Origin of the sequence: Oceanicola sp. D3 (assembly GCF_006351965.1) — a bacterium.
Taxonomy (GTDB): Bacteria; Pseudomonadota; Alphaproteobacteria; order Rhodobacterales; family Rhodobacteraceae; genus Vannielia.
On record NZ_CP040932.1, the window covers coordinates 2,882,651 to 2,896,699 of the forward strand.

The following is a 14,049-nucleotide window of genomic DNA, read 5'->3' on the forward strand; positions in this document are numbered from 1 at the left end:
CCCGCAAAAGCTGCGCTTACTTCACCTTCTTCCAGGTGCCACCATCGCGGCAAATCCCCAGCACGCAGCCAGACACCTTCAGCGTGGAGCCTGAGAGCACCAACTTGGAGCTGTAGGTCTTGCCACGGTCGGGCGAATACACCTTGCCCTTGTATTGCCCACCACCCGACGGCTTGGTCTGCGAGATGATCTGGCGGCCAACATTCTCGGATTTGATCTCCTTGCCGCCCGGCCCATAGGCCTTGATCAGCGTGCCACACAGCCCGCCGCCGCAGGGCTTCACCTGCACCAGCCCCGAGTTGCCATTGTCATCTCTGGCCGTGCGCCACAGGCCCTCAAGCGGGTCCGCCGCCCAGGCCGGGGCCGCCACCAGCAGGGCCGCCAGGGTCATTGTAATCTTGCGCATGGTTCTCCTCCCATTCGGTACGCTGCCCGCATCCTCACGCCCCGCGCCCGTCGCACGCAACTGTTACGTTGGGTCGATGACAGATCACAAACCACCACCCCGCAGATTTTCTTGCTGAAAATACTCCCGGGGGTGTGGGGGCAGCGCCCCCGCTCCCACATCTGCCACCCCGCACAACATCCGATCAGGGCCGCGCGTGGCAGAACGGGGTGGGCGGGCGGGCGTTCTGCCGCGCGCGGCCCCTTCCCTTCGCCCGCCCCTCATGGCAAACCGCGCCCAAAAGGAGCCCCGCCCATGATCCTCTATCCCGCCATTGACCTGAAAGACGGCAACGCCGTGCGGCTCCTGCGCGGTGACATGGGTAAATCGACCACCTTCAACGAAGACCCTGCCGCTCAGGCGATGGAGTTCGTCAATGCCGGTTGTGAATGGCTCCACCTCGTAGACCTAAACGGCGCCTTTGCCGGGGAACCGGTCAACGCCGCACCGGTCGAAGCCATCCTGAAGGCCACCAAAACCCCCGCCCAGCTTGGCGGCGGCATCCGTGACATGGCCACCATCGAGCGCTGGCTCTCCAAAGGCCTCGCCCGCGTGATCCTCGGCACCGTCGCGGTCGAAAACCCCGCCCTGGTGCGCGAGGCCGCCGCCGCCTTCCCGGGGCAGGTCGCCGTGGGCATCGACGCGCGGCACGGCATGGTCGCCACCAAGGGCTGGGCCGAAGAAACGGACGTCAACGCCACCGACCTCGCCCGCAGCTTCGAAGACGCTGGCGTGGCCGCGATCATCTACACCGACATCATGCGCGACGGCGCGATGCAGGGCCCCAATGTCGAGGCCACCGACGCTCTGGCCCAAGCCGTCTCCATCCCCGTCATCGCTTCGGGCGGCGTGTCTTCTCTGGCTGACCTTGAGGCGCTCAAGGCGCGCGGCACGATCGCCGGGGCCATCTCTGGCCGCGCCCTCTATGACGGCGCGCTGGACCTCGCCGAAGCCCTCGCCGCCCTGCGAAACTAACCCCCGCACTATAGTGCACATCCGCGGCATTACCTACGACTTTAGTCGTAGGCTTTCGGATTAACGCTAGGGAATTCCCTCCAGTCATGCATTAAATTGCAACATTCACGAGCGAAAGCGGGAGAGGAGGCCTGCTTTCGCATCGTGTAATGACCAAGGGAGGACTCCAATGAAACCGATCTTCACCCAGGCATTGGCCAAGGGCGACCGCCTCATGGCGCTGCAATCCGGCCTCGTCCACGGGCGGCTCGGGCGCCGCCGCTTCATCCAGCTTGCCCTCGCCGCCGGGGCCTCGCTCGCCTCTGCCGAGGTCTGGGCGCAAGAGCTGGGCGATGCAGCTGTCACCCAGCGCTACAACGCGCAAAACATCGCCGCGCGCTACGATTACATCGTTGTCGGCTCCGGCTCCGGCGGGGCCGTGGTGGCGGGCCGCCTTGCTGCAGAAACCGACGCCAGCGTGCTGGTGCTGGAGGCCGGGGGCACCGACCAGATCGACGCGGTGCTGAACCCGCTGTTGTGGCCCACCAACATCCGCTCCGAGCGCGACTGGGGCTATAGCGCCGAGCCCTCCGAGCATGTGAATGGCCGCTCGCTGATCCTGCCTATGGGCAAGGTTGTTGGCGGCGGCAGCTCAATCAACGTGATGATCTGGGCGCGCGGCCACAAGAACGACTTCGACTTCTGGGCCGATGAAACCGGCGATGACGCGTGGTCCTACGACAATGTGCTCGAAATCTACAAACGCATCGAAGATTGGCAGGGCGCCCCCGACAGCGCCCGGCGCGGCACCGGCGGGCGGCTCTTCGTCACCGACGTGCGCGACGTAAACCCAATCGCCCCCGCCTTCGTCGAAGCCTGCGGCACAGCGGGCATCCCCGCCTACGACGATATGAACGGCGAGATGATGGAAGGGGTCGGCGGCGCAGCCCTCGCCAATGTCCGCATCAAGGACGGCATGCGCCGCAACATCCCGTCCGACTACCTCTGGGAGGCGCTCAAACGCCCCAACATCACCCTGCTAACCGGCGCCACGGTCCACAAGCTCACCCTGAATGGCACCACCATCACCGGCCTGACCTTCGAGAAGGATGGCGAGGTGCATGAGGTGGCTGCAGGCCACACGGTGCTTTCGGCAGGCGCAATCAACACGCCCAAAATCCTCATGCAGTCGGGCATCGGCCCGGCAGAGCACCTTGCCGACCACGGCATTGAAGTGGTGCATGATCTGCCCGGCGTCGGCCAGAACTTCCAAGATCACATCCTCGCTGCAGGCTGCGTCTGGGAATACAACACCCCCCTTCCGCCGGGCAATTCCGCCGCCGAGGCAACCTTCTTCTGGAAGTCCGATTCCGCGCTCGACACGCCCGACCTTCAGCCCTTCCAGATCGAGGTGCCCTATGCCTCCGAAGTGCACGGCTCGGCCTATTCACCACCCGCCGGAAGCTGGTCCATCGCGCCCGGCGTCGTGCGCCCGCAAAGCACCGGCGAGGTGCGCCTCACCGGCGCCAACCCTGACGATCCGGTGCGAATCGACGGCGGTTTCCTGAAAGAACCCGCAGACCTTAAGGCGCTCACCACCTGCATCGAGCTATGCCGCGAAATCGGCAACTCCGGCCCACTCTCGGACTACGTGAAACGCGAGGTCATGCCCGGCCCGATCACCGGCGCGGCGCTTGACGACTTTGCCCGCAACGCGGCGGGCACCTACTTTCACGAAAGCTGCACCTGCAAGATGGGCAAAGACGAAATGTCCGTCGTCTCCGGCTCACTCGCCGTGCATGGCGTCGAGGGGCTGTCCATCGCAGATGCCTCAACCATGCCCCGCGTCTCCACCGGCAACACAATGGCCTCTACCGTGGTGATCGGCGAGCGCATGGCCGACACTCTCATCGGCTAAGCGGCGCGGGCGCGGGGGCATCTCCCCTCCCGCGCCCGCAGCACTTTATTCTCCGGCGGCAGCTCCGGTGAGCTTCTTCAACGCGCCTTCCATCTGTTCGATAACCGGCAAGTCGTCATCCACGCCCACCTCGTCCAGCATCTCTTCTGGATCCTGATAGGAGAGCATCACCGCGCCCTCGGCATCTTCCCAGATCAGCACCTTCATCGGCAGCACCAGCCCGGCCATCGGATTATCCTGAATCGCAGGCGTCCCCAGCTTGGGGTTGCCGAAAATCACCAGCTCCATCGGTGCCAGCTCCATGCCCGCACGCTCCGCGCCGCCCGCATGATCAACTCGGGCAAACACCGTCGCCCCCGCGCCCTCGATTGCGGCAACCAAGCGGTCAGCCACCTCAGCCACGCTTCCCTTGGCCTCCACATTAACGATGTCATCATCCGCCAGCGCAGGGGTGGCGGCGAGGCTCAGGACAAGGGCAGTTATCAGCGGTTTCATGGCAGTCTCTCCCGGTTGGTTCGCGCAAGCTCAACCCAGCAAGGCCCGCCCCGTTCCCCACGTCCATGAAAGCCACATCACATCTGCGCCATCCAGAGCCGCACCTTCAGCCCGCCGTGGGCCACATGCGGCCCCGGTGGCTCCCAAGGCAGGCCGGTGGCGCGGGCGAGCTTTTCATCGCTCGTCACCATCGCCACCCGCCAGCCTTCAAAGCGCTCTTTCATGACTTTGCCAAAGCTGCCGTAAAGCCCGAAGAGCGGCCCCTTGCTGCCGATCCGGCTGCCGTAGGGCGGGTTGCAAATCACCAGCCCCGGCGCGCAATCGGGCCGCTCCAAGGCGCTCACGCTGGCCTCCTCGAAGCGGCAGTCCACACCCGCCCGCTCTGCATTCTCCCGGCTCATCTTCACTGCCCCCGCATCGCGGTCAGAGCCGATGATCGGCCCCTCCCCCCGCGCCACCGACGGCCTCGCCTTCAGCGCCGCAAACCCCTCGGCATCGAACCCCGGAAACCCCTCAAAGGCAAAGCGCCGCCCCCGTCCCGGGGCCAGCCCGGCAGCAATCTCCGCCGCCTCGATGCAAAAGGTGCCAGAGCCGCACATCGGGTCCATCACCGCCTCGCGCCCGGCATAGCCCGCCGCCCGCAGCAGCCCGGCGGCCATGGTCTCGCGCAGCGGCGCGGCGTTCACCGCCGTCTTGAAGCCCCGCCGATGCAGCGCCTCGCCCGAGCTGTCCACGCTCACCACGCAACGGTTTTCCTCGATCCGCACCAGCACCCGCAGCCCCTCCGGGTCCACTACCGCGCCTGCGCGGCCCAAGGCCTCCTCCAGCCGCCCCTTCACCGCGCCCGCGTGATAGAGCTTGGAGTGCTTTGTCGCCGCCTCGGCTCGCACCGGCTGGCCCGGCACCAACACCGCGGCCCAATCCACCGCGTCCAGCCCGGTCTCCAGCGCCCTGAAGCTCATCGCCCGAAAGCTCGCCAGCCGCACCAGCACCCGCCCCGGAATGCGCAGCACCAGATTGGCCCGCCAAACCTCGCTCCACGCGCCCCGGCACACCACGCCGCCAACCACCACGCGCGCCTTTGCGAAGCCCTGCTCGCGGGCCTCGGCGGCAGCCACCTCCTCCAGCCCCGGCGCGACCACCAGAAAGATCTCAAGCTTTTCCATGCCCCTGCCCTAGCCGCCCCGGCTTCCCTCCGCCAGCAAAACCGGCTATCGCGTGCCCCATGTTGAAGACCCGCATCATCCCCTGCCTTGACGTGGCCGATGGCCGCGTGGTCAAGGGCGTCAACTTCGTCGACCTCGTAGATGCCGGCGACCCGGTGGAATCCGCCCGCGCCTATGACGCCGCCGGCGCCGACGAGCTCTGCTTTCTCGATATCCACGCGACCCATGAAAACCGCGGCACCATGTATGATCTCGCCACGCGCACGGCCGAGCAATGCTTCATGCCGCTCACCATCGGCGGCGGCGTGCGGACCCACGAGGACGTCCGCAAACTGCTGCTCTCGGGCGCCGACAAGGTGAGCTTCAACTCCGCCGCCGTGGCCGACCCGAACGTGATCACCGAGGCCGCCATGCGCTTCGGCTCGCAATGCATCGTCTGCGCGATCGACGCAAAAACGGTCGAGCCCGGCCGCTGGGAAATCTTCACCCACGGCGGCCGCCGCCCCACCGGCATCGACGCGGTCGAATTTGCCGTGATGATCGCCGAAAAAGGCGCGGGCGAGATCCTCCTCACCTCGATGGACCGTGACGGCACCAAGGCCGGCTTCAACCTGCCCCTCACCCGCGCCATCGCCGATGCGGTGCCGGTGCCGGTGATCGCCTCGGGCGGGGTCGGCACGCTTGATCACCTCGTCGAAGGCGTCACCGAGGGCCACGCCTCCGCCGTGCTCGCCGCCTCGATCTTCCACTTCGGCACCTACACCATCGGCGAGGCCAAGGCACACATGGCCGCCGCCGGAATTCCCGTGAGGATGACATGAGCCTTTCCGCCCTCGCCGCCACCATCGAGGCCCGCAAATCCGCCGATCCCGAATCGAGCTGGACAGCCAAGCTCCTCGCCAAGGGCCCGGAGAAATGCGCCGAGAAATTCGGTGAAGAAGCGGTGGAAGCCATCATCGAAGCGGTGAAGGGCGACCGCGCCAAGCTCACCTCCGAGGCCGCCGATGCGCTCTACCACCTGCTGGTCATGTGCGCCGCCCGCGATGTCACCCTGGCCGACATCGAAGCCGAGCTTGCCGCACGCACCCACCAATCGGGCCTGAGCGAAAAGGCCTCCCGCTAGGCCCGCCCGCCCCTCATTGGTCCTCCGAAAATCCCGGGGGTGTGGGGGCAGCGCCCCCACTGCGCAACGGCGCAGCGAAGCTCCCCGCTCAAGGCAGCCGCGCCGTCACCTCGATCTCGATCTTCATCGCCGGGCTGATCAACCCCGCCTCGATCATCATTGCCGCAGGCCGCGCCTTGCCGAAGGCCTCCGCCAGCACAGGCCAGCAGGGCTCAAAGTCGGCGGCCACCGGCAGCACGTAGTTCACCCGCACCACGTCATCCAGGCTCGCCCCGGCTTCGGCCAATGCCCGCCGGATCGTCTCCAACGTATTGCGGCACTGCTCCACCACGCCCTCGGGCATTTCGCCGGTCTCAGGGTCAGCCCCGGTGCTGCCGGCCACGAACACCCAGCCATCGCACACCACGGCACGGCTGTAGCCGATCTTTTCCTCATAAGGCCCACCCGAAGATATCAACCGCCGTTCCATACGTCCCTCCAACAAAAAAGGCCCCGCTTCCGCGAGGCCCGTAGGGTGGGCAATTCTGCCCACCGTTCGCTCCGTTCCTCAAGCCGAGGCGTTCTCGGCCTTACTCTCTTCGGAGTAGATGAACAGCGGCTGCGCGTCGGAGTTGACGGCCTCCTCGTTCACCACAACTTCGTCCACCTCGCTCATGCCCGGCAGGTCAAACATGGTATCCAGCAGGATGTCTTCCATGATCGAACGCAGGCCACGCGCGCCGGTCTTGCGCTCGATGGCGCGCTTGGCGATGGCCCGCAGCGCATCGTCGGTGAAGGTCAGCTCGGTGTCTTCCAGCTCGAACAGGCGTTGGTATTGCTTCACCAGCGCGTTCTTCGGCTCGGTCAGGATCGTCACCAGCGCATCTTCGTCCAGATCCTGCAGCGTCGCCAGCACCGGCAAACGGCCAACGAACTCGGGGATCAGGCCGAATTTCAGCAGGTCTTCCGGCTCCAGCTCGGTGAAGATCTCACCAATGCCACGGCTCTCGCTGTCCTTCACATCGGCCCCGAAGCCGATGGCAGAGCCCTTGCCCCGGGCGCTGATGATCTTGTCGAGCCCGGCGAAAGCGCCACCGCAGATGAACAGGATGTTGGTCGTGTCGACCTGCAGGAACTCCTGCTGCGGATGCTTGCGCCCGCCCTGCGGCGGCACGGAGGCCACGGTGCCTTCCATGATCTTCAGCAGCGCCTGCTGCACGCCCTCGCCGCTCACATCGCGGGTGATGCTCGGGTTGTCAGACTTGCGGGTGATCTTGTCGACCTCGTCGATATAGACGATGCCGCGCTGCGCCCGCTCCACGTTGTACTCGGAGGCCTGAAGCAGCTTGAGGATGATATTCTCCACATCCTCACCCACATAGCCAGCCTCGGTCAGCGTGGTGGCATCGGCCATGGTGAAGGGCACATCGAGGATGCGCGCCAGCGTCTGGGCCAGCAAGGTCTTGCCGCAGCCGGTCGGGCCGATCAGCAGGATGTTCGATTTTGCCAGCTCGATCTCGCCGGTCTTGCCCGCGTGGTTGAGCCGCTTGTAGTGATTGTGCACCGCCACCGAGAGCACGCGCTTGGCGTGGAACTGGCCGATCACGTAATCATCGAGAACTTCACAAATCTCCTTCGGCGTCGGCACGCCGTCGGAGGATTTGAGGCCAGAACTCTTGGTTTCCTCGCGGATGATGTCCATGCACAGCTCGACGCATTCGTCGCAGATGAACACCGTTGGGCCTGCAATCAGCTTTCGCACCTCGTGCTGGCTCTTGCCGCAGAAAGAGCAATAAAGCGTGTTCTTGCTGTCACCACCTGAATTCGTTGCCATTCATAACCCCTCGGGCTGCCTTGCCCGTTGTCTTGCATTCTGCCCCGTGTGCGCCCCTGATGCAAAAGCCTAGGGCAGCACCCAGCGGGACACAACGCCAAATTAAAGTGAACGGCGCACGCTTTGCCGCAGCTTACTTGCTGCCGCTCTCGTCGCCGCTCTTGTCGCGGTTCTCCACGATCTCGTCGATCAGGCCCCAGTCCTTGGCTTCATCTGGGCTCATGAAGTTGTCGCGCTCAAGCGCGGCTTCCACCTTCTTCAGGCTTTGGCCCGTGTGCTTAACATAGATCTGGTTAAGCCGGTCTTTCAGCTTCTGGGTTTCCTGCGCGTGGATCATGATATCCGTCGCCTGGCCCTGATAGCCACCGGAGGGCTGGTGCACCATGATGCGGCTGTTGGGCAGCGAAAAGCGCATTCCCGTCTCGCCAGCGGTCAGCAGCAGCGAGCCCATCGAGGCCGCCTGGCCGATCACCAGCGTGCTCACCTTCGGGCGGATATACTGCATCGTGTCATAGATCGAGAGACCGGATGTCACCACGCCGCCGGGGCTGTTGATGTACATGCTGATTTCTTTTTTCGGGTTCTCCGCCTCAAGGTGCAAAAGCTGCGCCACGATAAGCTGGCTCATGCCGTCGTGCACCGGGCCGTTCACAAATACGATCCGCTCCTTCAGCAGCCGCGAGAAGATATCATAGGCCCGCTCGCCACGGCTGGTCTGCTCAACCACCATGGGGACGAGGTTCATGTAGGTTTCAACGGGGTCGTTCATAACTCGGGCCTCGACTTTATGGGCCCCGGTCGGCGGGGCTGTGGTTCTCTTCCCCTTGTCTTAGTGCTGGCATGGGGGGGCTGCAAGAGCACCACGCCCAAAGACCTCATAACCGTGAACAATTGGTTGAGACGGCGGCGACTGACGCGCAAAGCCGTTCAGGTCTTCTGCTCCGCCAGATCATTGAGCAGATCGAGCAGGGCATCCACCTTCTCCTGGCCAAATGCCTGCTCCAACTCGCTGAATATCCGGTTGCTCTCGCCCATATGCCGGGCAATCAGCGCCCGCCCCTCCTCGGTGATCGCCAGCCGCAGCTTGCGCCCGTCATGGGGGTCTTTTTCTCGGGTGATATAGCCGCGCTCTTCGAGCGACTGCATGATGCGGGTGAGGCTGGGCAGCAAGAGGCAGGCCTGATGCGCCAACTCCTTGGGCTCCATCCTGCGATTCTCATCAAGCACACGCAGCACGCGCCACTGTTGCTCGGTCACACCTGTGGAGGCCAGCATTCCGCGCAGCGGAGCCATCACGGCTTCGCGCGCCCTCAAAAGCGCAATCGGCAGAGACCGTGACGTATGGCGCATCGAAACATTACCCTCCCGAGCCCCGCCAGCAGACATCGGGGTATCATCTGACATGTATTATGTATGACTTATTCGTGACAGTGCATCAAGATAGGTTATCAGCCGGTGTGGGGTCTGGCGTCAATAAAACTTGACACCCGGGATGAATGTAATTAACGAGTTAATAACTTCTGGGGAGGAGCCCGTGCCACATATCCGCATCGAATACTCGGCCAACCTTGAGGCCCACGCCGATATCTCCGCCTTTTGCGAGGCCCTGCGGCGGGCCGGGCTGGAAACCGGCGTGTTTCCCATGGCCGGCATCCGCGTGCGCGCGGCGCGGTGCGAGGCCTACGCCATCGCCGATGGCGACCCGGCCAATATCTTCGTCGATATCTCCATCCGCCTGCGCGGCGGTCGCCCGCAGGACGCCAAGGAAGCCGCCACGGCCCATGTCTTCGAAGCCGCCCGCGCCTTCCTCGCCCCGGTCATCGCAAGCCAGCCGATCATGCTCAGCCTTGAAATGCGCGACATTGACCCAGCCCTTTCGCCCAAGCTCAACACCGTGCGCGACCATATCGCCGCTAAGGAGGCCCAATGACCGACCTCGCCACCAACACCGCCAGCCTCGCCCCCCACCTTGCCCGCCTGAAGGCCGAGGGCATCGCCCACCGCATTGCCGGGCAGGATGTGACAGGCGCCACCTTCACCAACCATTCACCCGTCGATGAAAGCGAAATCTGCCAGGTCGCCCGCGGCACCGCCGCCGATATCGACGCCGCCGCTCAGGCCGCCAAAGCCGCCTTTCCCGCCTGGCGCGACATGCCCGGCACCGCCCGCAAGAAACTGCTCCACGCCGTGGCCGATGCCATCGAGGCCAATGCCGAGAAGATCGCCCTTTGCGAGGCGTGGGACACCGGCCAACCGATCCGCTTCATGGCCAAGGCGGCGCTCCGCGGGGCTGAAAACTTCCGTTTCTTTGCAGACCGCGCCCCATCGGCCCGCGACGGCCAGCACCTGCCCTCGCCCACGCTGATGAACGTCACCACCCGCGTGCCGATCGGCCCCGTGGGCGTCATCACCCCGTGGAACACCCCCTTCATGCTCTCCACATGGAAGATCGCCCCCGCGCTCGCCGCAGGCTGCACCATCGTCCATAAACCGGCCGAGTTCTCCCCCGTCACAGCCCGCCTGCTTATCGAGATCGCAGAAGAGGCCGGTCTGCCACCGGGCGTGTGGAACATGGTGAACGGGATGGGTGAAGAGGCCGGCAAGGCCCTCACCGAGCACCCCGCCATCAAGGCCATCGCCTTCGTGGGCGAAAGCAAAACCGGCTCCATGATCCAGGCCCAGGGCGCGCCCACCCTCAAGCGCTGCCACTTCGAGCTTGGCGGCAAAAACCCGGTGGTGGTGTTTGAAGATGCCGATCTGCCCCGCGCCCTCGATGCCGCCATCTTCATGATCTACTCGCTCAACGGCGAGCGCTGCACCTCCTCCTCGCGCCTGCTGGTGCAGGAGAGCATTGCCGAGAAATTCGAGACCGAGCTGGCCGCCCGGGTGAAAAATATAAAGGTCGGCCACCCGCTTGATCCGAAAACCGAGGTTGGCCCGCTCATCCACAAGACCCACTTCGACAAAGTGGCGAGCTACTTCGACAAGGCCACCTCCGAAGGCGCCACCATCGCCGCAGGCGGCACCCGCGTCGGCGAGGCCGGGCACTTCGTGGCCCCCACCCTCTTCACCGATGCCACCAACGACATGGCCATCGCGCAGGAAGAAATCTTCGGCCCCGTCCTCACCTCGATCCGCTTTGCCGACGAGGCCGAGGCCCTGAGCATCGCCAACACCATCCCCTACGGCCTCACCGCCTACGTCTGGACGCAAGACATCACCCGCGCCATGCGCTTCACCGATGGGCTGGAGGCCGGAATGATCTGGGTGAACTCCGAAAACGTCCGCCACCTGCCCACCCCCTTCGGCGGGGTAAAGGCCAGCGGCATCGGCCGCGACGGCGGCGACTGGTCCTTCGAGTTCTACATGGAGCAAAAACACATCGGCTTCGCCACCGGCACCCACAAGATCCCGCGCCTCGGCGCCTGACACCCGTAGGGTGGGCAATTTGCCCACCGCTTCGGCGGGCAATCAGCCCGCCACCCCGAGGAGGAAACCATGCCCATTCCCGCACCCAACCTGACCCCGGCTTTCAACATCCTGCGGCTGAGCCACGTCGAGCTGATCGTCACCGACCTCGCCAAGAGCCGCGCCTTCTATGTCGACACCCTCGGCCTGCAAGTCACCGATGAAGACGCCTCCACCATCTACCTAAGGGCGATGGAGGAGCGCGGGCATCATTGCCTCGTGCTCAAACAGGGGGATGAACCGCGTGCACGCGATCTCTCCTTCAAGCTCTTCGACGAGGAGCATCTGGAGAAAGCCGAGCACTTCTTCCGCAGCAAGGGCCACCCAACCGAATGGGTCGAACGCCCCTACCAGTCGCGCACCTTCCGCACCCGCGACCCGCACGGCATTCCGCTGGAGTTTTACGCCCGGATGGACCGCCTCCCCCCGATCCACCAGCAATACAAGCTCTACAACGGCGTCAAACCGCTGCGGATCGACCACTTCAACTGCTTCTCACCCGATGTCGATGCCTCCGTCGCCTTCTACAACGAGCTCGGCTTCCGGGTGACCGAGTACACCGAAGATGCAGAAACCGGCCGCCTCTGGGCCGCATGGTGCCACCGCAAGGGCGGCGTGCACGACATGGCCTTCACCAACGGCACCGGCCCGCGCCTGCACCACACCGCCTTCTGGGTGCCCACCCCGCTCAACATCATCGACCTGCTCGACCTGATGGCCACCACCGGCTGGGTCGACAACATCGAGCGCGGGCCGGGCCGCCACGGCATCTCCAACGCCTTCTTCCTCTACATCCGCGACCCGGACGGCCACCGCACCGAGATCTACTGCTCCGACTATCAAACGGTGGACCCGGACCTTGAGCCGATCAAATGGGATCTCAAAGACCCGCAACGCCAAACCCTCTGGGGCGCCCCTGCTCCCCGCTCATGGTTCGAGGAGGGCTCCCTGTTTGAGGGCACCGACCCGGTCGCCTCCACCCTCGCCGCCACCCCGATCGTCGCCCCGTAGGGGCGCGGGCTTAATAGCCCCGTAGGGGCGCGGGCATGATAGCCCCGTAGGGGCGCCGGGCATTCTCACCACGGCGGGGCGCAGGCATGATCGCCTCTAGGAACCAGGGATTGCCGCCCGCCCACTTGGCGCTACAGTCCAGCCCAACGCAAAGCAGAAGAGGACCGACCATGCCGATGCCCAAACTCAACGACCCCGACCTGCTGAAAGAGGCCTGCCTCGTTGCCGGCAAATGGGTGCCCGCGGGCGAGGATGCCATCGAGGTCACCAACCCCTCCACCGGCGAAGTGATCGGCCGCGTGCCCAAGCTCGGCGCGAAGGAAACCGACGAGGCCATCGAGGCCGCCCGGATCGCGCAAAAGGACTGGGCGAAGCGCACGGCAGAAGACCGCGCCGACGTGCTGATGAAATGGCATGACCTGATGATGGCCGCGCAAGACGATCTCGGCGCGATCATGACCGCCGAGCAGGGCAAGCCGCTTGCCGAGGCCAAGGGCGAGGTTGCCTATGGCGCCAGCTTCATCCGGTGGTTCGCCGAGCAATGCCGCCGCGCCAACGGCGAGGTCATCCCCGGCCACCAGCCCGACAAGCGCATCGTCGTGCTCAAGCAGCCGGTGGGCGTGGTGGCCGCAATCACGCCGTGGAACTTCCCCAACGCCATGATCACCCGCAAGGCCGGCCCCGCCCTCGGCGCAGGCTGCGCCATGGTGCTCAAGCCCGCCTCACAAACCCCCTTCTCCGCCATCGCCCTCGGCGTTCTGGCCGAGCGCGCAGGCCTGCCGCTGGAGCTCTTCTCCATCCTCACCGGCTCGGCCTCGGCCATCGGCGGCGCGATGACCGCGAGCGAAACCGTCCGCGCCCTCACCTTCACCGGCTCCACAGAGGTGGGTGCCAAGCTCTACGAGCAATGCGCGCCGACGATCAAGAAACTCGGCCTTGAACTGGGCGGCAACGCCCCCTTCCTCGTCTTCGATGACGCCGATGTGGACGCCGCCGTGGAAGGCGCGGTGATCGCCAAGTTCCGCAACAACGGCCAAACCTGCGTCTGCGCCAACCGGATCTACGTGCAATCCGGCATCTACGACGAGTTCGCCGAAAAACTGGCCGCCAAGGTCAGCACCATGAAAACCGGCGACGGCTTCGACGAGGGCGTCAACTTTGGCCCGCTGATCGACGAAGGCGGGCTGGAAAAGGTGCGCGACCACGTCGAAGACGCCAAGAGCAAAGGCGCCAAGGTCATCCTCGGCGGCGAGCCGCATGAGAAGGGCGGCACCTTTTGGCAACCCACCGTGCTCACCGGCGTCGACACCTCGATGAAAGTGACGACAGAAGAAACCTTCGGCCCCGTCGCCCCCCTCTTCAAGTTCGAAACCGAAGAGGAGGCCATCGAGGCCGCCAATGCCACCGAGTTCGGCCTTGCCAGCTACTTCTACGCCCGCGACCTCTCCCGCGTCTGGCGGGTGTCCGAGGCGCTCGATTACGGCATGGTCGGCATCAACACCGGCCTCATCTCCACCGCCGTCGCCCCCTTCGGCGGGGTCAAGCACTCCGGCCTCGGCCGCGAAGGCTCAACCCACGGCATGGAAGAGTTCATGGAGCTGAAATACCTCTGCATGGACGTTTAATCTCAAGGGTGGGCAGCCCTGCCCACCACCC

15 protein-coding genes are annotated in these 14,049 nt (G+C 65.0%); 8 read left to right on the forward strand and 7 right to left on the reverse strand.

Annotated elements, in window-relative coordinates; all coding sequences use genetic code 11:
- Window positions 1–16 precede the first annotated feature (16 nt).
- Window positions 17–406 carry a DUF2147 domain-containing protein gene (locus FHY55_RS14365; RefSeq protein ID WP_140014853.1) on the reverse strand — a complete coding sequence of 130 codons (390 nt, stop codon included), beginning with the start codon at window positions 404–406 and terminating at the stop codon, window positions 17–19.
- Window positions 407–700: 294 nt separating this feature from the next.
- Here FHY55_RS14365 and hisA point away from each other — a divergent pair, with 294 nt between their 5' ends.
- Window positions 701–1,420, forward strand: coding sequence for a 1-(5-phosphoribosyl)-5-[(5-phosphoribosylamino)methylideneamino]imidazole-4-carboxamide isomerase (gene hisA / locus FHY55_RS14370; RefSeq protein WP_140014854.1), 720 nt, complete (start codon window positions 701–703; stop codon window positions 1,418–1,420).
- Between the two features lie 169 nt (window positions 1,421–1,589).
- Complete coding sequence (locus FHY55_RS14375; protein WP_140014855.1) at window positions 1,590–3,317, forward strand: GMC family oxidoreductase; 1,728 nt, start codon at window positions 1,590–1,592, stop codon at window positions 3,315–3,317.
- Between the two features lie 45 nt (window positions 3,318–3,362).
- Here FHY55_RS14375 and FHY55_RS14380 read toward each other — a convergent pair whose 3' ends face one another.
- Together FHY55_RS14380 and FHY55_RS14385 are read right to left on the reverse strand one after the other, a co-directional pair.
- Window positions 3,363–3,812 carry a DUF302 domain-containing protein gene (locus FHY55_RS14380; protein ID WP_140014856.1) on the reverse strand — a complete coding sequence of 150 codons (450 nt, stop codon included), beginning with the start codon at window positions 3,810–3,812 and terminating at the stop codon, window positions 3,363–3,365.
- A gap of 77 nt (window positions 3,813–3,889) precedes the next feature.
- On the reverse strand, window positions 3,890–4,978 hold the full coding sequence (locus FHY55_RS14385) for a class I SAM-dependent RNA methyltransferase (RefSeq protein ID WP_140014857.1): 1,089 nt from the start codon (window positions 4,976–4,978) through the stop codon (window positions 3,890–3,892).
- A gap of 59 nt (window positions 4,979–5,037) precedes the next feature.
- On the opposite strand from FHY55_RS14385, the gene hisF reads away from it, so the two are divergent.
- Window positions 5,038–5,799 (forward strand): imidazole glycerol phosphate synthase subunit HisF, encoded by a 762-nt coding sequence (gene hisF / locus FHY55_RS14390; protein WP_140014858.1) that lies wholly within the window; start codon window positions 5,038–5,040, stop codon window positions 5,797–5,799.
- Window positions 5,796–6,101, forward strand: a complete 306-nt coding sequence (locus FHY55_RS14395) for a phosphoribosyl-ATP diphosphatase (RefSeq protein WP_140014859.1) — start codon at window positions 5,796–5,798, stop codon at window positions 6,099–6,101. The genes hisF and FHY55_RS14395 overlap by 4 nt, the downstream gene beginning before the upstream one ends.
- 88 nt (window positions 6,102–6,189) lie before the next feature.
- On the opposite strand, the gene FHY55_RS14400 is transcribed toward FHY55_RS14395, so the two are convergent.
- The 4 genes from FHY55_RS14400 to hpaR all read right to left on the reverse strand — a co-directional run bounded on the left by FHY55_RS14400 (window position 6,190) and on the right by hpaR (window position 9,318).
- Window positions 6,190–6,570, reverse strand: a complete 381-nt coding sequence (locus FHY55_RS14400; RefSeq protein ID WP_140014860.1) for a RidA family protein — start codon at window positions 6,568–6,570, stop codon at window positions 6,190–6,192.
- 78 nt (window positions 6,571–6,648) lie between these two features.
- Window positions 6,649–7,914 carry an ATP-dependent Clp protease ATP-binding subunit ClpX gene (clpX, locus tag FHY55_RS14405; RefSeq protein WP_140014861.1) on the reverse strand — a complete coding sequence of 422 codons (1,266 nt, stop codon included), beginning with the start codon at window positions 7,912–7,914 and terminating at the stop codon, window positions 6,649–6,651.
- Between the two features lie 133 nt (window positions 7,915–8,047).
- The gene (locus FHY55_RS14410; RefSeq protein WP_140014862.1) at window positions 8,048–8,683 is read right to left on the reverse strand and encodes an ATP-dependent Clp protease proteolytic subunit; all 636 of its coding nucleotides are present in this window, start codon (window positions 8,681–8,683) and stop codon (window positions 8,048–8,050) included.
- A 158-nt stretch (window positions 8,684–8,841) separates the two neighbouring features.
- On the reverse strand, window positions 8,842–9,318 hold the full coding sequence (gene hpaR / locus FHY55_RS14415; protein ID WP_254695320.1) for a homoprotocatechuate degradation operon regulator HpaR: 477 nt from the start codon (window positions 9,316–9,318) through the stop codon (window positions 8,842–8,844).
- Window positions 9,319–9,448: 130 nt separating this feature from the next.
- On the opposite strand from hpaR, the gene FHY55_RS14420 reads away from it, so the two are divergent.
- From FHY55_RS14420 to FHY55_RS14435, 4 genes are all read left to right on the forward strand, one after another.
- Window positions 9,449–9,844 (forward strand): 5-carboxymethyl-2-hydroxymuconate Delta-isomerase, encoded by a 396-nt coding sequence (locus FHY55_RS14420; protein WP_140014863.1) that lies wholly within the window; start codon window positions 9,449–9,451, stop codon window positions 9,842–9,844.
- The gene (gene hpaE / locus FHY55_RS14425) at window positions 9,841–11,343 is read left to right on the forward strand and encodes a 5-carboxymethyl-2-hydroxymuconate semialdehyde dehydrogenase (RefSeq protein WP_140014864.1); all 1,503 of its coding nucleotides are present in this window, start codon (window positions 9,841–9,843) and stop codon (window positions 11,341–11,343) included. The genes FHY55_RS14420 and hpaE overlap by 4 nt, the downstream gene beginning before the upstream one ends.
- A 69-nt stretch (window positions 11,344–11,412) precedes the next feature.
- Window positions 11,413–12,393: a 3,4-dihydroxyphenylacetate 2,3-dioxygenase gene (hpaD, locus tag FHY55_RS14430; RefSeq protein WP_140014865.1), complete on the forward strand. Its 981-nt coding sequence runs from the start codon at window positions 11,413–11,415 to the stop codon at window positions 12,391–12,393.
- Between the two features lie 170 nt (window positions 12,394–12,563).
- The gene (locus FHY55_RS14435; protein ID WP_305778334.1) at window positions 12,564–14,018 is read left to right on the forward strand and encodes an NAD-dependent succinate-semialdehyde dehydrogenase; all 1,455 of its coding nucleotides are present in this window, start codon (window positions 12,564–12,566) and stop codon (window positions 14,016–14,018) included.
- The last annotated feature ends 31 nt before the right edge of the window (window positions 14,019–14,049 follow it).

Excerpts from the sequence above, each read along its gene's own strand:
- FHY55_RS14395 (WP_140014859.1), top strand. The coding sequence starts at position 5,796 with ATGAGCCTTTCCGCCCTCGCCGCCACCATCGAGGCCCGCAAATCCGCC.
- FHY55_RS14400 (WP_140014860.1), bottom strand. The coding sequence starts at position 6,570 with ATGGAACGGCGGTTGATATCTTCGGGTGGGCCTTATGAGGAAAAGATC.
- hisA (WP_140014854.1), top strand. The coding sequence starts at position 701 with ATGATCCTCTATCCCGCCATTGACCTGAAAGACGGCAACGCCGTGCGG.
- clpX (WP_140014861.1), bottom strand. The coding sequence starts at position 7,914 with ATGGCAACGAATTCAGGTGGTGACAGCAAGAACACGCTTTATTGCTCT.
- hisF (WP_140014858.1), top strand. The coding sequence starts at position 5,038 with ATGTTGAAGACCCGCATCATCCCCTGCCTTGACGTGGCCGATGGCCGC.
- hpaD (WP_140014865.1), top strand. The coding sequence starts at position 11,413 with ATGCCCATTCCCGCACCCAACCTGACCCCGGCTTTCAACATCCTGCGG.
- FHY55_RS14435 (WP_305778334.1), top strand. The coding sequence starts at position 12,564 with ATGCCGATGCCCAAACTCAACGACCCCGACCTGCTGAAAGAGGCCTGC.
- FHY55_RS14380 (WP_140014856.1), bottom strand. The coding sequence starts at position 3,812 with ATGAAACCGCTGATAACTGCCCTTGTCCTGAGCCTCGCCGCCACCCCT.
- hpaR (WP_254695320.1), bottom strand. The coding sequence starts at position 9,318 with ATGTCAGATGATACCCCGATGTCTGCTGGCGGGGCTCGGGAGGGTAAT.
- hpaE (WP_140014864.1), top strand. The coding sequence starts at position 9,841 with ATGACCGACCTCGCCACCAACACCGCCAGCCTCGCCCCCCACCTTGCC.
- FHY55_RS14385 (WP_140014857.1), bottom strand. The coding sequence starts at position 4,978 with ATGGAAAAGCTTGAGATCTTTCTGGTGGTCGCGCCGGGGCTGGAGGAG.
- FHY55_RS14410 (WP_140014862.1), bottom strand. The coding sequence starts at position 8,683 with ATGAACGACCCCGTTGAAACCTACATGAACCTCGTCCCCATGGTGGTT.
- FHY55_RS14375 (WP_140014855.1), top strand. The coding sequence starts at position 1,590 with ATGAAACCGATCTTCACCCAGGCATTGGCCAAGGGCGACCGCCTCATG.
- FHY55_RS14365 (WP_140014853.1), bottom strand. The coding sequence starts at position 406 with ATGCGCAAGATTACAATGACCCTGGCGGCCCTGCTGGTGGCGGCCCCG.